Source organism: Neptunomonas sp. ABH4_499, assembly GCF_056160565.1.
The window spans coordinates 128,551-152,083 of record NZ_JBSWXK010000008.1 but is presented as its reverse complement, the minus strand read 5'-3'; the positions used below and the strand labels follow the sequence as shown (position 1 = coordinate 152,083).

Below are 23,533 nucleotides of genomic sequence, written 5' to 3'. Positions count from 1 at the left end.
TTATAGGCAGAACATCATGAATCAAAGAACGGACTATTTGGACGCAGTACCTGCGATTCAGACGGGTGACCCGCACCTGAATCTCGATAACATCGCGTCACATACCACACTCCCGCATACCCGTTTATCGCGGACGTTCGATAACCTATTGGGCGCTATTGGCGAGCTGGCCAGCTACCTTTGGATTGTCCTGATGGTGGTGATTGTCGGTAACGTTTTATTGCGCTACGTCGTAGGCGAAGGCCGAATTGAGTTTGAAGAGCTTCAATGGCATTTGTACGCCATGGGCTGGCTATTTGGCCTCTCTTACTGCTTTGTGCACGACGATCATGTTCGGGTTGATCTGATTTATGATCGACTCTCTCTGACCACTCAAGCTTGGATCGAACTTCTTGGCATCGCCCTACTGTTGATGCCGTTTCTGGTGTTGGTGATCTGGTATGCAGGGCCATTCATCAGCTACTCCTTCGAGTTGAGCGAAGTCTCAAACGCCCCCGGCGGCTTACCCTATCGTTGGGCCATAAAAGCCATGTTGATGGTCGGCTTTGTATTGCTCGGCTTCGCGGTCTTATCTCGATTATCTCGGGTGCTCTGCCATCTCTTTTTCAAACGCTTAGCGATCACAACCGAACAGGAGATCACTCATGGAAATTAATGAGATTCTCGCCATAGCGATGTTCGCAAGTTTTATCGCCCTACTCTTTACTGGCTTTCCGGTCGCTTGGGTTTTAGGCGGTGTAGCCGTCGCCTTCTCGGCGTTAGCCATCTTTATGGACACGACGTTTGATACCTGGATTGGCATTGATTGGCAGTACGTATCGATCGTTGTGCCACGTATTTGGGATGTGATGACCAACTGGGTGCTTGTCGCACTGCCCATGTTTGTCTTTATGGGCTTAATGCTGGATCGAAGCGGCGTGGCCGAGGACTTAATGTCCAACTTGGTTCGCCTATTTGGTCGTGTACGCGGCGGGCTTGCGGTTACGATTACCTTTGTTGGTCTGTTGCTGGCGGCATCCACCGGCATCATTGGTGCTTCGGTGGTGTTGCTGGCCTTGCTTGGCATCCCACTCATGATGAAGCAAGGCTATAACCAAGAATTGGCCTGCGGCACGGTCTGCAGTACGGGCACCTTAGGTATCTTGATCCCCCCCAGCATCATGCTGGTGATGATGGGGGATCGTTTAGGCATCTCAGTGGGAGATCTTTTCCTGGGTGCGCTCTTCCCCGGCATGTTGTTGGCAGGACTTTACATCGCTTACATCTTGATCATCGGCTGGCTAAAACCCAGCATTGCACCGGCCCCTAAAGATGCGGAACCGGTGACTGCAGGCTTGGTATGGAATGTGTTTAAATCGATTTTGCCACCAGCAGGACTGATCTTTGCAGTGCTGGGCTCCATCTTTGCGGGCATTGCGACCCCAACGGAAGCTTCCGGCGTTGGCGCTGCGGGTGCAACCTTATTGGCGTTCGTAAAGGGACGTGTAAACCGCACGGTTCTAAAAGAGGTGTGCCAAGAAACCAGCAAAACCACGGCTTTCATCTTTGCCCTATTGTTGGGTGCGACCGCCTTTTCACTGGTGCTGCGAGGCCTAGGTGGCGATGAGCTGATCGAAAACGCGCTAACGGGCTTACCCTTTGGCCCAACCGGTATCGTGATCACGATTTTGTTGTGCACCTTTATCCTTGGGTTCTTCCTGGATTGGATCGAACTTACGCTGATCATTCTGCCGTTGGTGGCACCGGTTATTGCCAACTTAGGTTTTGATCTTGTCTGGTTCACCATTTTGTTTGCCGTCTGCTTACAGACATCCTTTTTAACACCACCGGTTGGCTTTGCCCTCTTTTATCTAAAAGGAGTAGCCCCGGCCGGCATCAGTGTCGGCACCATTTATCGCGGTGTTATCCCCTTTATTGTGATTCAACTGGTCGGCCTCACCATCGTGTTCTGGTGGCAAGGGATTGTAACTTGGTTACCGAGTGTCGCGTACGGCCAATAACGCATCTGGCCGGATCGGTCACCGAGACGGCCTTCTAAAAAAAACCACCCAGTTAGGGTACAGAGCAACCATAAAAGGAGAGGCAGCCATGTCTAATCGCATCATACTGCCAAGAGTCATGCAGGTAGGCGCAGGCGCGTCCAAAGAACTTCCATCCGTGCTCAGCGCGCTTAATTGCAGTAAACCGCTCATCATCACCGATAAGATGATGGTGGAGCTAGGTTACGTAGGACGGTTATCGGCGGTATTGGATCAACACCAGATCCGTCACGGTGTCTTTGCCGATACCGTACCAGAACCGACCGAAGACTCGATAACGGCTGGTGTAAAAGCGGTCACCGATGGATTAGCGGACGGTGAGTCCTTTGATGCCATTATTGCCCTTGGCGGCGGCAGCCCCATTGACTCGGCCAAGGCGATCTCGATCTTAGGGAAGTTTGGCGGCACCATGCGCGACTATAAATTCCCGCGGGATGTATCCGAAACCGGCCTTCCGATCATCGCGATCCCCACCACGGCAGGTACGGGATCGGAAGCCACGCGCTTTACCATCATTACCGATGACAAAGTTGACGAGAAGATGCTGTGCGTCGGTGTCGGCTTTATGCCAGTGGCTGCACTCATTGATTATGAACTGACGTTATCACTGCCCAAGCGGGTCACGGCAGATACCGGTATCGATGCCCTAACACATGCCATCGAAGCGTACGTCAGCCAAAAAGCCAACCCCTACAGTGACCAGCAAGCACTGGCGGCAATGCGCTTAATCGGCCCACACCTAAGACGCGTTTACCACACCCCATCGGACGACGAAGCACGTGAAGCGATGATGCTCGGCTCCACCTTAGCCGGCATTGCGTTTTCAGCGGCCTCCGTTGCACTGGTGCACGGTATGAGCCGCCCTATTGGCGCGTTTTTCCATGTTCCGCACGGGCTATCGAACGCCATGCTGTTACCGGCCATTACGGCGTTTTCGATCCCAAGTGCTAAAGGGCGTTACGCTGATTGCGCCAAAGCGATTGGGGTGGCTGATTATTGCGATGATGATCAGACCGCATGTAACAAGTTGATCCAAGAATTACAGGCCCTCAATCAGGAGCTGTCGGTGCCCTCCTTAGCTGAGTTTGGCGTCGACCAATCCCGCTTCTTTGAGCTAAGAGCCACCATGGCAGAGCAAGCCTTGGCCTCCGGCTCCCCTGGAAATAATCCAAAAGTACCTACCATTGACGAAATGATCACCCTTTACGAAAAAGTGTGGCATCAGGAGATTTAACCATGAAGACCCTCGGTAACTTAATCAACAACCAAGAGACATACAGCGAATCGAACCGATTTGCACCGGTGTATAACCCAGCAACCGGCGAGCAAACCGCACAAGTCGCGTTATCCAGTGCCGACGAAGCGCGCAAAGCCGTAGATGCAGCCGATGCTGCTTTTGCCACATGGTCCAAAACCCCACCGGTGATTCGTGCCCGCGTGTTGTTCAAATTTAAAACCCTTTTGGAAGAGAACCGTGACGAGCTGGCGCGCTTGATCAGCGAAGAGCACGGCAAGGTCTTCTCCGATGCCCAAGGCGAGATCACCCGCGGCTTGGAAGTCGTCGAGTTTGCCTGTGGCATTCCGCACCTTCAAAAGGGCGAATACAGCTTAAACGTGGGCCGCAATGTGGACTCACAATCGCTGATGCAACCTTTGGGTGTGTGTGTCGGTATTTCTCCCTTTAACTTCCCGGTTATGGTTCCGATGTGGATGTTCCCCGTTGCCATCGCCTGCGGTAACACCTTTGTGATGAAGCCATCCGAAAAAGACCCAAGCTCGACCTTGATGCTGGCTAAGCTGTTGGTGGATGCAGGATTACCGGAGGGCGTGTTTAACGTGGTCAATGGGGATAAAGAGGTGGTGGATTTACTGCTGACCGAGCCACGTGTGCAGGCGGTAAGCTTTGTGGGGTCTACCCCGATTGCCGAGTACATCTACTCCACAGCCTCCCAACACGGCAAACGCTGCCAAGCATTGGGCGGCGCTAAAAACCACATGGTAGTGATGCCCGACGCCGACCCGGAGCAAGTGGTGGGCTCTTTGATGGGTGCAGCCTACGGTTCGGCTGGCGAGCGCTGCATGGCAATCTCGGTCGCCGTGTGTGTCGGTGATGATGTGGCGGATAACCTTATCCAAAAACTGACCAAAGAGATTGATCAGATGCGTGTTGGGCCTGGCACCGGTCAAGATCCAGAGCCACACATGGGGCCATTGGTAACCAAAGAGCATCAACAAAAAGTGCTCGGTTACATCGATCAAGGCGTTAACGAAGGGGCAGAACTCATCGTCGATGGCCGTAACTACCAAGTGAAAGGCTGCGAAAACGGCTACTTTGTTGGGCCAACGCTGTTTGATCAGGTCACAACCGATATGAAGATCTATCAAGAGGAGATCTTCGGCCCTGTCTTGTGTGTTGTGCGCGTAAAGAACTTTGATGAAGCGGTTCAGATGATTAACGCGCATGAATACGGCAACGGCACCTCCTTGTTTACCCGCGATGGTGATACGGCGCGTCAATTTGAGGAGCAGATCAAAGTGGGTATGGTCGGCATCAATGTGCCAATTCCTGTCCCGATGGCCTTCCATTGCTTTGGTGGCTGGAAACGCTCCATCTTTGGGCCGTTGAACATGCACGGCCCAGACGGAGTACGCTTCTTTACCCGCATGAAAACCATCACAAAACGTTGGCCAACCGGTATCCGTGCTGGCGCTGAATTCTCAATGCCAACGATGAAGTAAGCGTCCTCGCTGTAGGGTCATCCTTTAGCAGGCTTCGGCCTGCTTTTTTTGTACGGCAATTAATCATCCTCTTTTGAATCAAGGGTTTGATATACTCAAAACTTAGGATTAACCCGCTGACATTCGGTTCAGTGATGTAACAAGATACGAGGGTGTATGAGTAAACACGAGAAGGAAGCTTCACGCCGTGAGAAAGGCTCCTCCATTGTCCGTGTGTTGGAAATTATGGAAGCCGTTGCTTTAAGCAATCATCCCTTGTCGGTCACCGACTTGGCCTTCCAACTCGACATCCCCAAAGCCACTACCCACCGCCTTGTACAGACCCTTGAAGCCGAGGGTTTTTTACAGACCAACATGCGGGGCAATTTAGTCGTGGCCGATCGCATGCATCGCCTATCGTTAAACGCCCTCTACACCGGCCGCTACAAAGCGGAGCGTCGAGCCATCCTCGAAAAGCTGTCCACCCAAGTGGGGGAAACCTGCGGCATCGCGATACCGGATGGCACCGAGATGATCTATTACGATCGCATCCAAGCCAACTGGCCTTTGCAAGTTCACTTGCCCATCGGCTCGCGGGTACCGGCGTGGTGCACGGCCAGTGGAAAGCTCTACTTAAGCACCCTGCCCAAAGCCAAAGTAAAGCGGATTTTAGCTTCGTTAGCGATGGAGCCTGTGACGCGAAACACCATCGCCGACCCTGAGCGATTGATGGCGCATCTTATCGAAACCTATGAGCGCCAATACGGAACTGATAACGAGGAGTTCATTGACGGAATGTGTGCGTGCTCGGTGCCGGTCTTTAACGATGAGGGGCGTATGGTCGCAGGGCTCTTTTGCCATGCCCCGATTATCCGAAAAACCTTGGATCAACTCTTAGACTACCTACCTGTCATGCGCGAGGCCGCTAACGAGCTGTCCTTGATGATCAGTAACGCCGAGAAAAACCGTATCGAACAGTAATCTTTGCGCAGCACGCAACAAACATGAGCGCACAAAAAAGCCCTTTAATCTTCATTAAAGGGCAAACGTTTTGACTCTGAGAGACACGCTACCTCACAAGGATCACTTCGCGAGCTGTTTATCCCGCTCGATGATCCATTCATGATCTGGGTCGTTATGGAAGATCCAATTACGCGCAGGCCCTGCCATCACATTCAAGTAGTAAGAATCATACCCATGAGGCACACCCACAGGGTGATACCCACCCGGGACCATCACCACGCCGTGGTTTTCAACGCTCATCGTCTCATCGATACTACGATCATCCATGTACACGCGCTGGAACACAAACCCCTGCTCTGGATTGATCCTATGATAGTAGGTCTCTTCCAGATGGGTCTCATGTGGCTCGTTATCCGTATCATGTTTGTGCGGCGGGTAGCTCGACCAGTTACCATCGGGTGTGATCACCTCGCAAACCAATAAGCTGTCTGCGGCCATGTTGCCAAACAAAATGTTGCACACGTGACGCTGGTTCGTCCCAATACCACGGGTTTCGTAGCTGCACATATCGGGCGTGATAAGACGCGTTGGGTAATTACCAAACCCAGGCGCTTTGCACACGGCCAGTTCAAGATCGGTCGTTGCGGTTACAGTAAACTGATCATCGTTAGGGACATAAACCGCGTAGGGGGCTTTTTGATCAAATACGCTGGTACGCTCGCCAAGGTCGGTGAATGACTCTGTTCGAGTTTTTACATCGGCTTTACCGGTTACGAGCACTAGGCAGACTTCTTGATCTTCTGTTGCTTGCTCCAGCGTTTCTCCTTTTTTTAGCGAAAACACCGAAAAGCTGACGTACTCCCAGCCTGCGGATTCAGGCGTAATGTTTTGGATACAGCCGTTTTGATCGGGCGACTGCGCTTTGGATAATAAACGTGACATAACGACCTCGTGAATCAGTTAGCTAATCGAACCGGCTTACCCGTGGCGACCGATTCCGCCGCAGCATCGGCGAGCAAAATCGACTGCAAACCATCAAAGGTGTTGGCGATAGGCTCAGCTGTGCCTTCGATGCAATCGATGAAGTTTTCAAGCTCAATGCGGTAGGCTTTTTCGTAACGTTCAAGGAAAAAGTGCTGCGGTTTCGCACCCGATACACCGTTATCGGTCGATAGCACTAAGTTAGTTTCAAGGTCATTCCCAATCTGGGCCATCCCTTTTGAACCATGGGCTTCGACACGCTGGTCATAGCCATACGCAGCACGACGGCTGTTGCTGATTTGACACAGCTTGCCAGAGGCGGTTTTAAGCGTCACCAAGGCACTGTCCACATCCCCTGCTTCACCAATAGCTGGGTCTACTAGGCAGCTTGCGGTTGCGTACACTTCGACAGGCTCTTCACCCAATAGGAAACGCGCCATATCTAAGTCGTGGATCATCATATCGCGGAACAAACCACCCGATACCTTGATGTATTCAACCGGCGGTGGAGATGGGTCTCGGCTGGTGATCGACAGCATCTCTAACTGACCCACCTTACCGCCTTCGATCGCTTCTTTGATGGCACGAAACTGTGGATCGCAACGGCGGTTAAAACCGATGTTGCAAATGACGCCCGTCTCTTCAACCGTTTTCAAGCAAGCGCGAACCCGATCTGCACTTAAATCGACCGGTTTTTCACAGAAAATGGCTTTACCGGCTTTTGCCGAGGCTTCGATCAAGTCGGCATGCGTATCGGTTGAGGATGCGATGATCACGCCATGCACCTCTGGGTCAGCTAACGCCTCTTCCACAGATACCACGCGCGCATCGTATTTGCTGGCCAACTTTTCGGCGGCGGGAGCGTACGCGTCCACCACGTAGCGGATGGCGACCTTGGGGTTACGCGCAACGTTATCGGTATGAATTGATCCGATTCGTCCGGCACCAAACACACAAAGATTGATCATTCTTATTCTCCTCTTTGCAGGGTGCCGAATGGTTTAGATGGCGGTCACCCTTGCTGTTTATCTAATCGATAGGCCAATCCAATGGCCAAAGCTTGTGCTAAACACAGTGACGAAGACAGCGAGCGGAACGAGTGAACGCTGGCTTCTTTTACGATAAAGCTGACCTCGGCCACCGATGCCAATGGGCTTAACTCACTGTCGGTAATGACAATCAGTGGCACGTTTTTCTCGACCGCTTCATTGGCCACATCCAGCGTTTCGGACGCATAGGGATGAAAGCTAATGGCAATCAGTGCTTCATCTTTTGAGACGGAGCCGGCTTGTTCTTTAAACATGCCACCCACACCGTCTATCAAATACGCTTTACGATCGATATGCCGAAGCGCGTAAGAGATGTAACTGGCCACCACAAACGCCCGACGGACACCCACAATGTGGGTCGCTTTGGCATTGGCTAATACATCGATCGCTTTTTCTAAGTTTTCGTTACTCGTGATGTCGGCTAAGTGCTGAAGCGCGTTCGCATTGGCGTGTACAAACTGCTTTAGCAAGTGCGCTGGGGATTCCTCCCCTTCGTCGCCCAACTCCTCACGGGCGATTCGAATCCGCTCTTGGTAGCTTGGGGCCTCTTCGATCAACTTCTGTTGAAACAGACGTTGCATTTCGCTGAAGCCGCTGTAACCAAATGCGTTCGCAAATCGCACGAGTGTTGACGGGTGGACACCTGCGTTTTTTGAGATGACCGCAACTGTACCGAAAGCAATCTCACTGGGGTTTTCCAAGAGATATTCGGCCACCTGACGTAAGCGCTTGCTTAACTTTGGGTGGTATTCAGTAATGGTCGCTTTTAGATCCGATAAAGACGTTGGGGCTTTATCCAGCATTATGTTTTCGCTCATGCCACTTACTTCAAAATCAATGACGGGTAGCGAAATCATACATCAATGGAATAAATTTTCTATTTTTTCCAACTTCTATTCCGTGTCATCCAAGCACGCTGTGCGTCCAATACCCTTAGCATTCATTTTGAGTAATGATCGAACACTTGGTTCAATCGTTTTATTTTTAGAATATTTTTTCCAGAATGATCGATTAAACCCTCCCTTGTCAACCCAAAAACCTCAAAACCCACTTTAAAAAGATTTATTTTTATCAAATATTGAATAAATGAAACATTCATTCTAAATTTGATTGTTCAATGGATTTGTAACGATCACCAATAACAACAAAAGAGAAAGGTCATGCCTGCTTCACGTGCACAGAAACCGACCCTACACATTGGCCTGATTGGATCAGGCTGCATGGGTAAAGCCCACGCCATTGCCTTTCGTAACGCACCGGCTGTTTTTGATCTTAATGCGCATGTCGTCTGCGATATGCTGGCCGAGGTCAACGAAGAGTTGGCCGCGAAAAAAGCCAAAGAGTTTGGTTTTTTGCGCTCTACGGGCGATTGGAAAGCCCTAGTACATGATGAGTCGATCGACATCGTTGATATCTGTGCGCCCAACCATTTACACAAAACCATGGCGCTTGAGGCCATTCGCGCGGGCAAGCATGTGTATTCCGAAAAACCGTTGGCGCTTAATGCCCTAGACGCACTGGAGATGACCGAAGCGGCGGAAGCAGCGGGTGTCAAAACCCTAGTAGGCTTTAACTACACCAAGAACCCGACCGTCCAATTAGCCCGTGAAATCATCGAACGTGGCGAGATTGGCGAGATTGTCCACTTTAGGGGCACCTTTAACGAAGACTACTTGGCCGATCAAAACCTGCCCTTCACATGGCGTTTGAAGCGTAAGTTTTCGGGTGCGGGTACATTGGGTGATATGGGCTCGCACATCATCAACATGGCTGAGTTTTTAGTCAGCCCCATTCAGGAGATCTGTGCCGATCTACAAACCGTGCACAAGCAACGCCCTATCCCGAACGAGCCTGGCCAAACCGGCACCGTCGAGAACGATGATCAAGTTCATATGATGGTGCGTTTTGAAAACGGAGCCATTGGCACGTTGGAATCCTCGCGCATTGCCTGGGGTCGCAAAAATGGGTTGTGGTTTGAGGTGACCGGCACACAAGGTACGCTGATTTACGATCAAGAAACCCTATCCGAGTTACAGCTCTTTACCGCGGGCGAAGACTCGGCCCGTCAAGGCTTTCGCCGGATTCTGACAGGCCCAGAACACCCCGACTACAAACACTTTTGCGTCTCGGCCGGTCACGGCCTTGGCTATAACGACATGAAAGCGGTTGAGGTACGCGACTTAATCGAAGGCATTGCACTGGATAAGACCCTTTGGCCGGATTTTCGTGCCGCCTATAACGTCAATCGCATCATGGATGCCGCTGAGGAGTCATTCGAGAAGTGCAAATGGATCACGCTGAGCTGAGCGATGATACGGGGGGGCTTTAGCCCCCATTATACAACCAGAAGGAGCTACACCATGAAAAAATGGATAAAAAACGGGTTAGCCTCTGCCCTCCTTACCACCAGCGCATGCGTAGCGCCGCTCGCCTTTGCCGACGATGGCAAGCTGAACATCGGCATTACGATGACATCGTTTGATAACCCTTTCCTGACCATTTTATTAAATGGCATGAAACAGCAAGCTGAAAAAACACAAGGTTTAGAGCTGCAAGTCGAAGATGCCAACTTGGACATCGGGCGACAGATCAATCAGGTGCAAAGCTTTATCGCAAGCGACGTAGATGTGATCATCGTGAACGCCGTTGATGGCGACTCGACTCAAGCCCTCACCCAGATGGCTACTGAGGCGGGTATTCCTCTGGTGTATACCAATCACCCACCGGCTGATCTCGACACTCTGCCAGAGGGCACGGCGTTTGTAGGCTCAAACGAGTTGGATTCAGGCACAATGCAAACCAAAGAGGTATGCCGCCAAATGAACGGCCAAGGCCAAATTGTGGTGATGATGGGCCCGCTGTCCAACCATGCGGCCATCACTCGTACGGATGATATCTATCAAGTCCTTAAACAAGATGCCTGCAAAGGCATTTCGGTTGTGGAAAAACAAAGCGCGAATTGGTCTCGTACCGAGGCTCACGACTTGATGACCAACTGGCTAACAGCGGGCATCGAGTTTGATGCCGTGATCGCCAACAACGATGAGATGGCTATTGGTGCGATTCAAGCACTGCAAGCCTTTGGTCGTGAGATGGACAGCGTCATTGTTGCAGGGATCGATGCAACGCCCGATGGGCTTCAAGCCATGAGCGCAAATGAGCTGGACGTTACCGTCTTTCAAAATGCCACGCGCCAAGGCGAGGTGACGATTGATACAGCCGTTAAGTTGGCCAAAGATCAGCCAACGGATCGGCAAATTTGGGTACCTTTTGAGCTGGTAACCCCAGAGAATCTATCGCAATATAACCCGTAAGCTGGGTCGGTGCCCTGATTGGGCACCTGCTTTACCGATCCAATCCAACAACAATAAGAGCTAACAAGGCCCCGTTATGATGAAGGCAGCAGACCGCAATTTTTTTAAACCCCTTTGGATACGCATCCTTACCACGGCCTTTTGTGCCTTGTGGGCCATTTCTGAATGGGCAACTCAGCAACCCTTGTGGGGCATGATTTTCAGCGGTTTTACCGCCTACTGCATCTACCACTTCTTTTACGCTTGGGATGAGGAAGACGAGGAGCAGTAACCCTAGACACACGTAAGCGCACTCGCTGCGATTGCCCACTTGTGCCATAAAAAAGAATAAGAAATGCTATGTCGAAACGACCCACCATACAGGATTTGGCGAAAGCCGCGGGCGTGAGCGTCGCGACCGTTGATCGCGTCCTCAACAGCCGATCCAAAGTCCGCGAGTCCACCGCACAACGCGTTATTCTGGCCGCCGAAGAGATCGGTTATCACGCTTCAGGTCTGATTCGCCAACGATTCGTATCCACACGGCCTAAAAAGAAAATTACGATTCTACTCCAACGCAGTGACGATCTATTCTATGTGGGGCTTGGTGATGCCATTCGTGAGGCCGCAAAACGCCACCAGCATCAATTTCATTGGCAAGTAGACTTGGTGTTTATGGATGAGATCAACCCAAGCTTTATCCTTGATAGTCTAACCACGGCTGCCAAACACTCCGATGGAGTGGCGTTAGTATCCTTAGATCATCCCAGCATTAATGACCAAATCGAATCCTTACAAGCCGATGGCATTCCGGTGATCTCCTTAATCAGCTACCTTTCAGGCTCAGGTTGTGCAGGACACATCGGGTTGGATGCACGGCAAGCTGGTCGAAGTGCGGCATGGACCATCTCTAGGCTGGCCAAATCCCCCGGTAAAATTGGCATCTTGCTCGGTAGCCATCGCTACCTAAACCAAGATATCTCAGAAATCAGTTTTATCTGCTACTTTCGCGAACATGCCAACACGTTTGAGCTTTTACCGTCGGTGATGAGTTTGGATGATGATCGACTCGCTTGCGAAGCCACCGCCCAAATGTTGCAGGATCATCCCGATTTGATCGGCCTTTATTGCGCAGGCGGCGGTACTAACGGGATGCTCAAAACCCTTCGCCAAGAGCGTTCAGCAAAAGACGTTATTGTCGTGTGTAATGAGTTGACCAAGGATACGCGCGAGGCTCTGATTGATGGCTATGCCGATATGCTGATCTCAACCCCTAAAGAGCGCGTTGCTCAGCACCTATTTGATCTGTTTGCCAAGTACTTCAAAACCAAACACCCCGAACCGAACGCTCCAGTTTACCTCCCCGTGGAGCTGTTCATTCAGGAAAACATCTAACGCTTGGGCTGGTTAGTCGCTTGGGTTCGCTAGGCGCTTTGCTGTCGCCCTTTGTAGTAGGCTTTAAGCAGTTTTTGAGCGCGTTTATGCAAGGTTTTGTCACCGTCGCGCAGCACGTTCAGTAATAAGCGTTTCTCGGACATGTACACTTTGGCAAAGTGCTCATCATGTGCCGTGATCGAGCTCGTGTTATCGATTAAATCCGCCAGTTTTACGGTTTTGGCACGGGCTGAGGCATTGGCGGTATGCTCCCGATCAATCGCCTTTCTCACCTTTCGGTTGCCATCTTCTGGCTGGGAAACATCGGTCAAATCCGCCACCAAGCCCGCAACATCCTCACCAAACTCGGCTTGTATCATCTCAATGGTGACTGGGGTATCTTCCACAACGTCGTGTAACCACGCGGCAGCGATCATCGCTGCATCATCAGTGACCTCTGCTACGATGCCCGCCACGGATTCTGGGTGAACAATGTAAGGCTCGCCAGTGTACTTTCGCTTTTGATCGATTGATGCGTGTGCCTGAGTAGCAAAAGCTTTGGCTTTTTCGATGAGCAACGAAGCCTCATCCTGTTTGGTATCCATCATACAACTCATTTCATCCCTGTTTGTATCGTGTAAAACGTGCGGTCAATGTCGAATCAATCCGTTTGCTGTTGCTTGGCAAAGGTTTCCAAGTTGCCTTAGGTAACAATACCAAAAGGCACATAAATCAGGTGATCGATGGTTTCACCTTTAATCAGCGTCAAGCTGGCTTGGATAGCTCGCTCGGCTTGTTGCTTAGCATCTTGAAAGATAGTGGCCTCTAAATCCCCCGCTTTCATTGCATCCAAAGCATCCTGTGTGGCATCGACCCCCATGATGATATAGCCCTCGGTAGAGCCGTTTGTCGCTTTTAGCGCATCGATTGCGCCCAGCGCCATTTCATCATTATTGGCAATGATCACTTTAAATTTTAAACCCGATGAAAGCCACTGTTCTACAAGGGCTTTGCCTTTTTCCCGAGACCACTCGGCCGTTGCTTCTGCAACAATTTTCATATCGGAGCAGCGTGGCTCGGTAAACACATCATTGACCGCTTTTGTCTGAAGTAACGCCGCGTTGTGAAACAGCTGCCCGGTCATAACGACGTCATCCGCCTTGCCTTCCGTTAAACCGCACGCAAGGTCAGCTTGGAAAGCCCCCGCATCCCACTCATAAGAGCCAACATAGGTTTGGTTTTTGGGCAACAGGTTTATATTGATTGGGACGGAGTTCACTTAAACCAGTGGGATTCCGGCCAAGTCGGCATCACTGCTGAACGATACGGTCGAATCCATGATGACAGGCGCTACAATCAAGGCATCCACTTTTGCCTCTAAGAAATCGGCAATGTCTTGTTGCTGAATCTCATAATCAAGCTGGGCATTTTTGATGATCAATTCAACATTGGCGGCCTCTGCAGAGCGTTCTAGCCCTTTAACCAATAAGCTCAGATACGCATCAATGTCATTCATGGAGACACCAATCACAAGCCGATCCGACTTTTCTTCAGCGATTACGTTGTGAGAACTGAGCATCGCCCACATGAGAACCACCGTGCCCAGACCGCTTGCGAAAGCCGATCTTGCATACCGCACCATTTTGCTCATCACTTAACCCCATTCTTTAATATGACCTTACTAAAGAGTAGTTCATAGGCCACGCTTTTTTCGAACATCAAGCATAAAAAAACCGGCCACATGGCCGGTTCTTCCGTCTTTTACCTTGGCGCTTTGCGCTAGGTTTTTTTCTTGCGTTTGTTCTGGCGATGCTGATCCACCACGACTGCTGCCACGATGATGCCGCCTTTGATGATGTCTTGGTAGTAGGCATCAATCCTTAAGAAGGTAAAGCCCGAGAGCATCACACCCAGAATCAGCGCACCAATCACGGTACCTGTGATTCGACCACGCCCCCCCGAGAGCGATACACCACCGATCACCGCTGCGGCAATCGCATCCAGCTCATACATCAAGCCCATACCCGCTTGGGCGGTTTTGATTCGAGCAATCGCAACCATCGCTGCCAAACCAGCCAACAAACCTGCAATGGTGTATACCTTGATCAGGTGCGTATCGATGTTGATACCCGAAACACGCGCCGCTTGTGGGTTAGCACCGATTGCATAAGTGAACTTACCAAAGCGTGTGTAGCGCATCATGATGTGGAAGAAAGCCGCGACCATCAGGAAGACCACAACCGGCATCCAACGGTCCAGACCGTTACCCAGCATCGCAAAGCCCTCGGTAAAGCCAGACACAGGGCTACCATCGGTGTACCAGCGTGCAACACCACGTGCCGATACCATCATGCCTAAGGTTGCGATAAATGGTGGAATTTTCGTTCTCGTGATCAACCAACCGTTCACAAAACCGGCCGCTGCGCCCACCGCTAAACCGACAATCAATGGGACAACAAACGGCAAGTCCGTAAGCGCGGGGAAGATCACCTTCGGCCAGTTACTGTCTTGGGCAAAGGTGGCCGCCATCATGGCTGACATGGCAACGACAGAGCCGGAGGATAAGTCGATACCACCGGTGATGATGACTTGGGTAACCCCCACAGCGATGATACCGATCACCGATACCTGCAGGATGATGATTTGAAGACGACTCATGTTGGCCAGGAAGCTTTGTCCTACGAAGAACCAACCCAAAATCTCAAAGAGAATGGAAATACCGACCAGTACCAGCAGGATACTGAACTCAGGTGGCATCTTTTTCTTGGATGCAGGGGTCATGGCCTCTTTATCCACCAGGCTGCCAGAGCTGCTTGTTGTCGTTGTTGTCATGTTAACCTCTTATCTTTCTTATAGGTGGTATGAATCGTTTTACTGAGCCGCTAGGTTCATGATCGTGACTTGATCCGCATCTTTGCGATCAACAATGCCCGTCACATGTCCTTCGTGCATAACCAAGACTCGATCACTCATGCCAAGCACTTCCGGAAGCTCAGATGAGATCATGATGACCGCCACGCCCTTGTGCGCCAGCTGGGTAATCAGTGAGTGAATTTCGGATTTCGCGCCCACGTCGATACCGCGGGTTGGCTCATCCAGAATCAAAATACGCGGGTGCGTTAACAACCAACGGCCGATCAGTACTTTTTGCTGGTTACCACCGGATAAGTTTTCGATGGTTTCGGACATGTTTGGCGTTTTTACACGCAGTTTCTTGCAGATTTCTTCACTTTCTTTGGCCAGTTGCGCTTCATCTACAAAGCCACCGCCTTTGACGTAATTCTCGTGAAGAACCGCCGATTGAATGTTCTCTTGGATATCGAGTGGTAAGAAGCAGCCGGTCTCTTTACGGTCTTCGGTTAACAAAGCCATACCGAGCAAAATCGCATCATGCGGACTGCTGATTCTGACCACATCACCGTTGATGCTGATGGTGCCTGAATCCGCTGGAGTCACCCCGAAGATCGCCTCTGCCACGTTGGATCGGCCCGAGCCAACCAAGCCCGCAAAGCCTAAGATTTCACCGGCATGAACATCGAACGACACATCATTAAAGACACCGTCCAATGTGAGGTTTTTGACCGAGAGCACAATATCGCCAATCTCGACCTCCTCTTTTGGGAACATCTGGGTAATGTCACGACCTACCATCATGCGAATGATGTCATCACGGGTGACGTCACTGGATGCGTGTGTTCCTATGTACTGGCCGTCTCGGAACACCGAAAACTCATCAGCAATTTCGAACAACTCGTTCATTTTGTGGGTGATGTAGACTATACCGATACCGCGTTTGCGCAGATCTCGAATGATCTCAAACAGATGTGCAACTTCGGATTCTGTGATGGCCGAGGTTGGCTCATCCATGATCAACACATCGGAGTTAAACGACACCGCCTTGGCAATTTCGACCATTTGACGGTTAGCGACCGACAACTCGCTGATCTCAGAATCTGGATCAAGCTTGATGTTGAGTCGATCGAACAGCTCCTGAGTCATGCGCTTCATTTCGCCATGATCAACAAGACCAAAGCCATTTTTAGGCTCACGACGAATCCAGATGTTCTCTGCAACCGTCATCTGATTCATGAGTAGAAGCTCTTGGTGGATCATCGCAATCCCGGCTTCTTGAGCCGCGAGTGGCGTTTCCATCTTGATCGGCTCACCGTGCAGGCGAACTTCACCGCGATCTGGCTGGTAGATACCGGCAATGATTTTCATCAAGGTGGATTTACCCGCGCCGTTTTCGCCCATTAATGCATGGACGGAACCCGGTCGAATTTTCAGTTGTACATTATCGAGTGCGACGACGCCCGGAAACTCCTTACGGACATCGACCACTTCTAAAACGTACTCAGACTTTGCTTTGATAGACGTTGGAATTGCGCTACTTTCAGACACCAATTCCACCGCTGATGCGCTAGTCATAACGCAATCCCTCCGTTTATTTTTATGTTGGTGCGTTATAGGGGTGTTTACTTGCTAAGGTATTCGTCTAGATTCGCTGGTGTCACAAGCTCAAACGGTACCCAAACTTTTTTGTCTACCTCTTCGCCTTTGGCCAGCTTGACAGCTGTTTCTACAGAGCCTTTACCCTGACCTGAAGCGCTTTGATAAACCGTGACATCCATATCCCCTGCTTTCATGGCCGCGAGTGCATCCGGTGTTGCATCGATACCTGCGACAATGACAGAGTCCATCGAACGACCCGATGCTTTCAGTGCTTGAATCGCACCAATGGCCATCTCATCGTTGTTAGAAATCACCGCATCAAATTCCAAACCGGCGGACAACCAGTTGGTCATCAAGTCGTTGCCTTTAATGCGTGACCATTCAGCGGTTTGTTCTGCAACGATTTCCATTCCAGAGCAATCAGGACGTGCTATCACATCATGAATGTCTTTGGTGCGCTGCAAAGCGGCCTGGTTGGACAACTCGCCCATCATGACAACGATTTTGCCTTTACCGCCCATCAGACGGCAGACTTCTTCGGTTTGGTAAGTACCCGAATCAACTTCATTGGATGCCACAAATGCCTGGTTATCAGGCAGCATCTCTAGGTTGATGGGTTGACGGTTAACGAAAACGAGTGGGATACCTGCAGCTTCTGCATCACTGCTCATAGAGACAGTGGCGTCCGTATCGACAGGGTTAACGATGATGGCGTCTACACCAGAAGCGATAAAATTCTGAATCTGGTTTAACTGAGTGCCTACCTCGTTTTTTCCATCTTCAATCTGAACATCTACATTGTTAGCTTCGGCTGCATCTTCAATGCCGTTTCGAAGAGCCGTAAGAAAGTTATCATCAAACAGCGCCATGGAAACGCCTACTTTGAGATCGGCAGCGCTAACGCTGAAAGGAGAAGCCAACATGGCAGAAGCCAGTGCAGTAAGAGCTAGTTTCTTCATTATTTTTTTATCCTCTTGGTGGTGCCCGGTTGCACCCTGTTTTTATTATTAGAACCGGCAAGCTTCCTGCTTCGGTAGAACCTTTTTGCCGTAACTGACCGGTTCTATGCGCTCATTGGTCAACATATTCATTCCATACATTGACCTACGTAGAACATACGTTCCAATTTGACCGGATTGGGTGGTTTTGTCAACCCTTAAATTCCGAGAAATAGTTAACTTAGAATAAGCGTTCTATTTTTTGGAACACCGGATGGAGAGCGCCCGTTTTGTTAAATACGACAAAGGCTACTTTAGACTAACATTCTTTTTTATCAAGAATCGTTCTCTTCTATGATCTTTTGCACGCTTATCTATACTTTTTTCGCATCAAAACGCATCAGCCAGACATATCTAATGATGCAATTACATCATTTAATGCAGGACGAACCGCTAAATGATGGTTTTTGATCTGATTTGATATGAACCCTCATTTCTATATTGACCCTTTCTGATTCCCCCTCATAAGATCGACCTCGGCATAAAAATTCTAATAACCCACAGGCTGAAATACGTATTTCAAAAAGTGAAACACCGTCAGCCAAACAGTCATAAAGGTATCTCGACATGTCTGATCACAAGCCGCATTACGGCCTTAATCAGATGGTTTGCCCCTCTTACACCATCAACGAATTCTTGGACTTAGCCGATCAACTCGGATTCGAAACGGTCGAGTTCCGAAACGATGTGGGCGATAAAAGCCTCACCAACCTTGAGACCGCTAAGGCCGCAGGCGACAAAGCCAAAGCCTTAGGGATTACCGTGCTTAGCATCAACGCGCTGTATCCGTTCAACATTTGGAACGACGAGCGTAAAGAGCAAACGGAAAAGATGGCCCAGTTAGCGCAAGGCGCTGGTGAAGATGAGTGCTTTGCCGACCGTACCGGCCTTATCCATATCTCGGGGCTTGAGGATGAGATCTCCTTTGAAAATATGCTCGATGGCCACCGTGTGCTCGTAGGCCCGGCGGATCGTTTAGGCAATGTCGAACAACTCCAACGTCTGTTAGCGGATGGCTTTGATGGCCCTGTGTCCTTCGAGCCTTTCTCGGAGCGCGTTTGGAACCTAACGGACCCGAAAGGCGCAGTTGAAGAGAGCATCTCGTTTGTAAACACAGAGCTTTCGAAGTAACGCTCACACAGCGGGTCAGAGCGCCCGCTTTAATAAGAATAAAAACCTAAGGAATCCATATGAAAATCGCCCTCGATCCTTACATGTTTAAGGATTTAACACTGCCTGAAGTGTGTAAAAAAGACCAAAGAAATGGGGTTTGATTACATTGAGCTAGCCCCACATGATCAGTTTCTTAAATGGTGGACAAGACCACGAGTCTACCCAGAGCGTTTAAAAGCCTTTAAAAAAGCACTGCGTGATTACGATGTCGGTTTATCAACGCTTCAGCCTATGTACCGCTGGTCCACCCCCTATGAGGATGAGCGCCAGATGGCAGTGGATAACTGGAAGCGCACCATTGAAATGGCGGTCGAGCTGGATAACCCGCTGTTGATTTCCGAATTTGGTCGAGGCGGCTCGCCCGAGCGCTCATCGGCCGACACCACAGGTCGTCACACCCCAGAAGCCTTCGAAAATGCTTTTTGGCGATCCATGGATGAGTTAGTTCCTATCCTTGAGCGTTAAGGATTAATCCTCAGCATCGAGCCGCACCCAGAGGATTGGGCTGAAACGATGGAGCCTGCGATCGATATCATCCGCACCATTAACTCATCTTCCGTTAAGTGCTCTTACATCGCCCCCCACTCTTTCTATTATGGGGATGACCTTGCAGAGACGATCCGCATGACGCAAGGCGAGCTGATCCATGCCCTCGTGGCCGACACATTCAACCACAAAGGCTCTTCACAATTGCGCTATATCGTGAACCCACCCGGTTCTACCGCACGCGTTCACCAACATTTGGACATGGGCGAAGGCGAAATCGATTGGGATCTGTTCTTTAAGACCCTTCACGAGATCGGTTTTGATGGCGTGCTCTCAAGCTGTGTGTTTGCTTGGGAGGAGCGCGCCGAAGCCTCCTCTCGATTCATGCGCAGCGAGATTCAACGCTACGTCGATAAATACTGGAACTCGTAACCCAGAGGTGCCAGAGGCTTACATCACACCGATGGCGATCCACGATACCGTGATTCACGAATTGGATGTGCTTCGCTGGTTGCTGGACGATGATTACGTATCGGCCCAAGTGGTATTCCCGCGTAAAACCCAACACGCGCACACAAAATTGGCAGACCCACAAATCGTCTTACTGGAAACCAAGAAAGGCATCCGCATTGATGTCGAGGTCTTTGTAAACTGCAAATACGGCTATGACATCCAGTGCTCTGTGGTGAGTGAAGAAGGCATTGCAAACCTACCGGAGCTACAAAGCTTGCTGGTGCGCAAAGACGCAAAACTCTCGAACACCATTCTGACCGATTGGAAGCAGCGCTTCATTGCGGCCTACGATGTGGAGCTTCAAGCCTTTTTGGATGATAGCCTAACCGGACCATCCTCTTCGAATGGTATGGCCGCAGCGGTCGCTGGGGATGCCTGCGTTAAAGTACAGGAAAGCGGCCAAATTGAACCCATCGAGATGCCAGAAAAACCGGCTTTTTATAACTGATCCCGCTCGGTAATCAAACAGCTCATAAGTGGCGTACCTGCGCCACTTTTACCCTTTAACGCTTAAGCAAGCAGCGTGCTGATCGCCTCAAGCGTGAGCTTTACACCGGTAATCGCCAAGAAGGTGTAACAAATGGCATAAAAAAGCTTCTCATTGACTCTGTGATGCATATAGATGCCCATGTACACCCCCACAGGGGCTAACACCATCAGCATTAAGGATGTGAGTAGATGCGTGGCATCAAACAGACCCAGCATTGCATAGGGAATCAGCTTGGCGTAATTCACGCACGCAAAAAAGATGACAGTTGTACCGATGAAAACGGTTTTATTCATCTTTTGGGGCAACAGATACATATCCACCGGAGGGCCACCAGCATGCACACTAAAGCTCGTAAATCCGGCCATCGCACCATAGAAACGTCCACGCCAAGTACTGGCGGGTTTTGCGTCTGGCTCGTACCCCATCAGACTGTGAAGAATCCATCGGCCCGAAAACAGCAGCGCAATGACACCCACAATCAATTTGATGTGCGCTTCAGACAGATAAGAGTAAGTAAACCCGCCGACAGCGACCCCTAATAAGGCGGCAGGGATTAAGGTCACCAAATTTGGCTTATCGTAACGGCCGCGAAAGCCCCAAAGCCCCACCAAGTCCATAGCACAAAGAATGGGTAACAGAATTGCTGCCGCTATGGCGGGAGAGGTCACCAAGGACATGATAGGCACGGCCAAGACAGCCAGTCCACCACCCATCCCCCCTTTGGCAATACCGGCCATCAAGATGGCGGGGACAGCGGCGCAGTAAAACCAAGGGTCGGTGATGATCATATCGAGTCCTTACTGAAAAGATCGGTTGATGCGAAGGGTAACACCCTATGCGTTAACTGAGTTGATAACAGTCTGTTGCAGCCCAATAAGCACAGATCAGTGATGGTAAATATTGGACTAAAAAAAATGTTTATTTCATTTTAAAAAAATTCGTTCCATATTGTTGCTGTTTTGGAATTTTTATTCTATTCTCTTCCAAAAATAAGAATTCGACTCTAACGCGACTGACCCGTAGTCCAGTCCACCAAGAGCAACACCACTGCTAGGGTCGTCACAGGAGAAAATAACAATGAGTACTGAGAAAACTCTGGACCTGATCTGCCTTGGGCGCGCTGCCGTCGATATTTACGGCGAACAAATTGGCGCTCGTCTTGAAGATATGAGCTCGTTCAACAAATACTTAGGTGGCTCTTCCGGTAACATTGCTTATGGTACGGCACGCCTTGGCTTAAAAAGCGCCATGCTCACCCGCGTTGGCGATGAGCACATGGGTCGTTTTGTACGCGAAGAGTTGCAACGTGTTGGCTGTGATGTAAGCCATGTCGTTACCGACAAAGAGCGCCTAACAGGTCTTGTGATTCTTGGTATTAAAGATCAAGAAACCTTCCCCTTGATCTTCTACCGCACGGATTGCGCAGACATGGCGGTGGACTCAGCCGACTTTAGCCCTGAGTTTATTGCATCGTCTAAAGCCTTGTTGATCACAGGCACCCACTTCTCGACAGAACAAACGTTCCAAACCAGTAAAACCGCCTTGGAATACGCCAAAGCACACGGAACAAAATGTGTTTTGGACATCGATTACCGGCCAGTGCTCTGGGGCCTTACCAGCTTAGGTGACGGTGAAACACGGTTTGTCTCCAACGACAGTGTTTCAAAGCACCTCCAGAGCATCTTGCCGGACTTCGACCTAATCGTCGGCACCGAAGAGGAAGTGCACATCGCAGGCGGAAGCACCAACACCATCACGGCGTTAAAGAACATCCGTAACCTGACCGATGCCACCATCGTCCTAAAATTAGGGGCTCTCGGCTGCACGGTACTGGAAGGCGATATTCCGAACAGCGAATCCGACTTTGCCGTACACACCGGTGTGCGTGTCGATGTGCTGAATGTGCTGGGCGCCGGTGATGCCTTTATGAGTGGTTTTCTTCGTGGTTGGCTCCGTGATGAGTCACCAGAACAGTGCTGTAGTTACGCCAATGCGTGCGGTGCACTGGTGGTGTCTCGTCATGGATGCGCACCCGCGATCCCAAGCGGCGAAGAGCTGGACGCGTACATTGCCCGCGCAAGCGAGATCCCCCGTCCGGATTTAGACAAAGAACTCAACTACCTGCACCGCGTCACCACGCAACGCACCGCAACTGAGTGGAAAGATCTGTGCGTTTTGGCCTTTGACCATCGCAAACAACTCTTTGATATGGCCAAAGAGGTTGGCGCCGACCCAGAACGGATCAAAACCCTCAAGCGCTTACTGGTTAAAGCAACTGAGATTGGTTCACAGAAAATTGGCAGCAGCCAAGTGGGTGTTTTGATTGATGACACTTACGGTCAAGCGGCGTTGAATGATGTGACTGGCCGAAACTGGTGGATTGGTCGTCCCGTGGAGCTACCCAGCTCTCGCCCGATTGAATTGGAAGGCGGTCGCAGCATTGGCTCCCGTTTGAAAAGCTGGCCACGTGAACACATCGTTAAATGCTTAGTCTTCTACCACCCCGAGGATCAAGTGGAGCTTCGCGTTCAGCAAGAGCGCCAAGTGGTTGAGCTGTACGATGCGTGCTGCCAATCCGGTCACGAGTTACTGCTGGAACTGATTCCACCCAAGGGCTCCGATGTGGGCGATGATGTGTACATCAATTCGATGCGCCGCTTCTATAACCTAGATGTTCGCCCTGACTGGTGGAAACTGCCGCCACAAAGCAAAGCGAACTGGCAGCGCATTACCGATTTGGTTAACGAGCGTGCCCCACATTGTCGCGGTGTTGTGATGCTCGGCCTAGATGCCCCCGCCGATGAGCTGAAAAAAGGCTTTATGGACAGTGCAGGCTTCGACATCTGCAAAGGCTTTGCGGTTGGTCGCACCATCTTTAGCGCTCCAAGTCGCCAATGGCTGTCGGGCGAATACAACGATGAACAACTGATTGATGCCGTGGTTGCCAACTACCTAGAGCTGGTTGAAACCTGGCAAGCGCGCAACGCATCTTAACCCCATCTGA

General features: G+C 50.6%; 22 protein-coding genes and 1 pseudogene. 13 read left to right on the top strand and 10 right to left on the bottom strand.

The features are described 5' to 3' along the window. Positions 1 to 16 precede the first annotated feature (16 nt). From ACXAF9_RS10455 to ACXAF9_RS10435, 5 genes are all read left to right on the top strand, one after another. On the top strand, positions 17 to 655 hold the full coding sequence (locus tag ACXAF9_RS10455; RefSeq protein WP_475073763.1) for a TRAP transporter small permease subunit: 639 nt from the start codon (positions 17 to 19) through the stop codon (positions 653 to 655). Beyond that, positions 645 to 2,000 carry a TRAP transporter large permease gene (locus tag ACXAF9_RS10450; protein ID WP_475073760.1) on the top strand — a complete coding sequence of 452 codons (1,356 nt, stop codon included), beginning with the start codon at positions 645 to 647 and terminating at the stop codon, positions 1,998 to 2,000. Before ACXAF9_RS10455 ends, ACXAF9_RS10450 begins: the two co-directional genes overlap by 11 nt. An 88-nt stretch (positions 2,001 to 2,088) precedes the next feature. Then, complete coding sequence (locus ACXAF9_RS10445; RefSeq protein WP_475073756.1) at positions 2,089 to 3,273, top strand: iron-containing alcohol dehydrogenase; 1,185 nt, start codon at positions 2,089 to 2,091, stop codon at positions 3,271 to 3,273. A gap of 2 nt (positions 3,274 to 3,275) precedes the next feature. Beyond that, positions 3,276 to 4,778, top strand: coding sequence for a CoA-acylating methylmalonate-semialdehyde dehydrogenase (locus ACXAF9_RS10440; protein ID WP_475073751.1), 1,503 nt, complete (start codon positions 3,276 to 3,278; stop codon positions 4,776 to 4,778). Positions 4,779 to 4,934: 156 nt separating this feature from the next. Next, positions 4,935 to 5,738 carry an IclR family transcriptional regulator gene (locus ACXAF9_RS10435; RefSeq protein ID WP_475073748.1) on the top strand — a complete coding sequence of 268 codons (804 nt, stop codon included), beginning with the start codon at positions 4,935 to 4,937 and terminating at the stop codon, positions 5,736 to 5,738. A 102-nt stretch (positions 5,739 to 5,840) separates the two neighbouring features. Here the strand turns inward: ACXAF9_RS10435 and iolB are convergent, their stop codons facing one another. The 3 genes from iolB to ACXAF9_RS10420 are packed head-to-tail and all read right to left on the bottom strand — an operon-like array spanning position 5,841 to position 8,568. Beyond that, positions 5,841 to 6,662, bottom strand: a complete 822-nt coding sequence (gene iolB / locus ACXAF9_RS10430) for a 5-deoxy-glucuronate isomerase (protein ID WP_475073743.1) — start codon at positions 6,660 to 6,662, stop codon at positions 5,841 to 5,843. Positions 6,663 to 6,676: 14 nt separating this feature from the next. After that, complete coding sequence (iolG, locus tag ACXAF9_RS10425; protein ID WP_475073740.1) at positions 6,677 to 7,669, bottom strand: inositol 2-dehydrogenase; 993 nt, start codon at positions 7,667 to 7,669, stop codon at positions 6,677 to 6,679. A 44-nt stretch (positions 7,670 to 7,713) separates the two neighbouring features. Further along, positions 7,714 to 8,568 (bottom strand): MurR/RpiR family transcriptional regulator, encoded by an 855-nt coding sequence (locus ACXAF9_RS10420; protein ID WP_475073737.1) that lies wholly within the window; start codon positions 8,566 to 8,568, stop codon positions 7,714 to 7,716. A gap of 342 nt (positions 8,569 to 8,910) precedes the next feature. Between ACXAF9_RS10420 and ACXAF9_RS10415 the strand changes: the two genes are divergently transcribed. The 4 genes from ACXAF9_RS10415 to ACXAF9_RS10400 all read left to right on the top strand — a co-directional run bounded on the left by ACXAF9_RS10415 (position 8,911) and on the right by ACXAF9_RS10400 (position 12,438). Beyond that, positions 8,911 to 10,056 carry a Gfo/Idh/MocA family protein gene (locus ACXAF9_RS10415; RefSeq protein ID WP_475073735.1) on the top strand — a complete coding sequence of 382 codons (1,146 nt, stop codon included), beginning with the start codon at positions 8,911 to 8,913 and terminating at the stop codon, positions 10,054 to 10,056. Positions 10,057 to 10,110: 54 nt separating this feature from the next. After that, entirely contained in the window at positions 10,111 to 11,064 is a 954-nt protein-coding gene (locus ACXAF9_RS10410; protein WP_475073733.1) for a sugar ABC transporter substrate-binding protein, read from the top strand. A 76-nt stretch (positions 11,065 to 11,140) separates the two neighbouring features. Further along, on the top strand, positions 11,141 to 11,335 hold the full coding sequence (locus tag ACXAF9_RS10405) for a hypothetical protein (protein ID WP_475073729.1): 195 nt from the start codon (positions 11,141 to 11,143) through the stop codon (positions 11,333 to 11,335). A 68-nt stretch (positions 11,336 to 11,403) separates the two neighbouring features. Further along, entirely contained in the window at positions 11,404 to 12,438 is a 1,035-nt protein-coding gene (locus tag ACXAF9_RS10400) for a LacI family DNA-binding transcriptional regulator (RefSeq protein ID WP_475073726.1), read from the top strand. A 29-nt stretch (positions 12,439 to 12,467) separates the two neighbouring features. Here ACXAF9_RS10400 and ACXAF9_RS10395 read toward each other — a convergent pair whose 3' ends face one another. From ACXAF9_RS10395 to ACXAF9_RS10370, 6 genes are all read right to left on the bottom strand, one after another. Continuing rightward, entirely contained in the window at positions 12,468 to 13,025 is a 558-nt protein-coding gene (locus ACXAF9_RS10395) for an HD domain-containing protein (protein WP_475073724.1), read from the bottom strand. Between the two features lie 95 nt (positions 13,026 to 13,120). After that, complete coding sequence (locus ACXAF9_RS10390; protein WP_475073720.1) at positions 13,121 to 13,696, bottom strand: substrate-binding domain-containing protein; 576 nt, start codon at positions 13,694 to 13,696, stop codon at positions 13,121 to 13,123. Continuing rightward, complete coding sequence (locus ACXAF9_RS10385) at positions 13,697 to 14,068, bottom strand: hypothetical protein (RefSeq protein ID WP_475073718.1); 372 nt, start codon at positions 14,066 to 14,068, stop codon at positions 13,697 to 13,699. It abuts the gene before it with no gap. 128 nt (positions 14,069 to 14,196) lie between these two features. Next, positions 14,197 to 15,249 carry an ABC transporter permease gene (locus tag ACXAF9_RS10380; protein ID WP_475073715.1) on the bottom strand — a complete coding sequence of 351 codons (1,053 nt, stop codon included), beginning with the start codon at positions 15,247 to 15,249 and terminating at the stop codon, positions 14,197 to 14,199. A 39-nt stretch (positions 15,250 to 15,288) separates the two neighbouring features. Beyond that, positions 15,289 to 16,845 carry a sugar ABC transporter ATP-binding protein gene (locus tag ACXAF9_RS10375; protein ID WP_475073713.1) on the bottom strand — a complete coding sequence of 519 codons (1,557 nt, stop codon included), beginning with the start codon at positions 16,843 to 16,845 and terminating at the stop codon, positions 15,289 to 15,291. Between the two features lie 47 nt (positions 16,846 to 16,892). Beyond that, on the bottom strand, positions 16,893 to 17,828 hold the full coding sequence (locus ACXAF9_RS10370) for a sugar ABC transporter substrate-binding protein (RefSeq protein WP_475073711.1): 936 nt from the start codon (positions 17,826 to 17,828) through the stop codon (positions 16,893 to 16,895). 606 nt (positions 17,829 to 18,434) lie between these two features. On the opposite strand from ACXAF9_RS10370, the gene ACXAF9_RS10365 reads away from it, so the two are divergent. The 3 genes and pseudogenes from ACXAF9_RS10365 (at position 18,435) to ACXAF9_RS10355 (ending at position 20,487) form a co-directional block, all read left to right on the top strand. Further along, entirely contained in the window at positions 18,435 to 18,998 is a 564-nt protein-coding gene (locus ACXAF9_RS10365) for a hypothetical protein (protein WP_475073709.1), read from the top strand. A 132-nt stretch (positions 18,999 to 19,130) separates the two neighbouring features. Then, positions 19,131 to 19,958 (top strand): annotated as a pseudogene (locus ACXAF9_RS10360) (sugar phosphate isomerase/epimerase family protein). A gap of 31 nt (positions 19,959 to 19,989) precedes the next feature. Next, positions 19,990 to 20,487: a Gfo/Idh/MocA family oxidoreductase gene (locus ACXAF9_RS10355; protein WP_475073707.1), complete on the top strand. Its 498-nt coding sequence runs from the start codon at positions 19,990 to 19,992 to the stop codon at positions 20,485 to 20,487. Positions 20,488 to 20,549: 62 nt separating this feature from the next. Here ACXAF9_RS10355 and ACXAF9_RS10350 read toward each other — a convergent pair whose 3' ends face one another. Continuing rightward, positions 20,550 to 21,317 carry a sulfite exporter TauE/SafE family protein gene (locus ACXAF9_RS10350; RefSeq protein WP_475073704.1) on the bottom strand — a complete coding sequence of 256 codons (768 nt, stop codon included), beginning with the start codon at positions 21,315 to 21,317 and terminating at the stop codon, positions 20,550 to 20,552. Positions 21,318 to 21,606: 289 nt separating this feature from the next. Between ACXAF9_RS10350 and ACXAF9_RS10345 the strand changes: the two genes are divergently transcribed. Beyond that, positions 21,607 to 23,523, top strand: a complete 1,917-nt coding sequence (locus tag ACXAF9_RS10345; RefSeq protein ID WP_475073703.1) for a bifunctional 5-dehydro-2-deoxygluconokinase/5-dehydro-2-deoxyphosphogluconate aldolase — start codon at positions 21,607 to 21,609, stop codon at positions 23,521 to 23,523. Positions 23,524 to 23,533: the final 10 nt, after the last annotated feature.

Bases quoted from the DNA above. Each gene is read 5' to 3' on its own strand.
- ACXAF9_RS10375 (WP_475073713.1), bottom strand. From the start codon at position 16,845: ATGACTAGCGCATCAGCGGTGGAATTGGTGTCTGAAAGTAGCGCAATT.
- ACXAF9_RS10395 (WP_475073724.1), bottom strand. From the start codon at position 13,025: ATGATGGATACCAAACAGGATGAGGCTTCGTTGCTCATCGAAAAAGCC.
- ACXAF9_RS10445 (WP_475073756.1), top strand. From the start codon at position 2,089: ATGTCTAATCGCATCATACTGCCAAGAGTCATGCAGGTAGGCGCAGGC.
- ACXAF9_RS10345 (WP_475073703.1), top strand. From the start codon at position 21,607: ATGAGTACTGAGAAAACTCTGGACCTGATCTGCCTTGGGCGCGCTGCC.
- ACXAF9_RS10355 (WP_475073707.1), top strand. From the start codon at position 19,990: ATGGCGATCCACGATACCGTGATTCACGAATTGGATGTGCTTCGCTGG.
- iolB (WP_475073743.1), bottom strand. From the start codon at position 6,662: ATGTCACGTTTATTATCCAAAGCGCAGTCGCCCGATCAAAACGGCTGT.
- ACXAF9_RS10440 (WP_475073751.1), top strand. From the start codon at position 3,276: ATGAAGACCCTCGGTAACTTAATCAACAACCAAGAGACATACAGCGAA.
- ACXAF9_RS10415 (WP_475073735.1), top strand. From the start codon at position 8,911: ATGCCTGCTTCACGTGCACAGAAACCGACCCTACACATTGGCCTGATT.
- ACXAF9_RS10410 (WP_475073733.1), top strand. From the start codon at position 10,111: ATGAAAAAATGGATAAAAAACGGGTTAGCCTCTGCCCTCCTTACCACC.
- ACXAF9_RS10385 (WP_475073718.1), bottom strand. From the start codon at position 14,068: ATGAGCAAAATGGTGCGGTATGCAAGATCGGCTTTCGCAAGCGGTCTG.
- ACXAF9_RS10455 (WP_475073763.1), top strand. From the start codon at position 17: ATGAATCAAAGAACGGACTATTTGGACGCAGTACCTGCGATTCAGACG.
- ACXAF9_RS10380 (WP_475073715.1), bottom strand. From the start codon at position 15,249: ATGACAACAACGACAACAAGCAGCTCTGGCAGCCTGGTGGATAAAGAG.
- ACXAF9_RS10400 (WP_475073726.1), top strand. From the start codon at position 11,404: ATGTCGAAACGACCCACCATACAGGATTTGGCGAAAGCCGCGGGCGTG.
- ACXAF9_RS10450 (WP_475073760.1), top strand. From the start codon at position 645: ATGGAAATTAATGAGATTCTCGCCATAGCGATGTTCGCAAGTTTTATC.
- ACXAF9_RS10435 (WP_475073748.1), top strand. From the start codon at position 4,935: ATGAGTAAACACGAGAAGGAAGCTTCACGCCGTGAGAAAGGCTCCTCC.
- ACXAF9_RS10350 (WP_475073704.1), bottom strand. From the start codon at position 21,317: ATGATCATCACCGACCCTTGGTTTTACTGCGCCGCTGTCCCCGCCATC.
- ACXAF9_RS10405 (WP_475073729.1), top strand. From the start codon at position 11,141: ATGATGAAGGCAGCAGACCGCAATTTTTTTAAACCCCTTTGGATACGC.
- ACXAF9_RS10420 (WP_475073737.1), bottom strand. From the start codon at position 8,568: ATGAGCGAAAACATAATGCTGGATAAAGCCCCAACGTCTTTATCGGAT.
- ACXAF9_RS10370 (WP_475073711.1), bottom strand. From the start codon at position 17,828: ATGAAGAAACTAGCTCTTACTGCACTGGCTTCTGCCATGTTGGCTTCT.
- iolG (WP_475073740.1), bottom strand. From the start codon at position 7,669: ATGATCAATCTTTGTGTGTTTGGTGCCGGACGAATCGGATCAATTCAT.
- ACXAF9_RS10365 (WP_475073709.1), top strand. From the start codon at position 18,435: ATGTCTGATCACAAGCCGCATTACGGCCTTAATCAGATGGTTTGCCCC.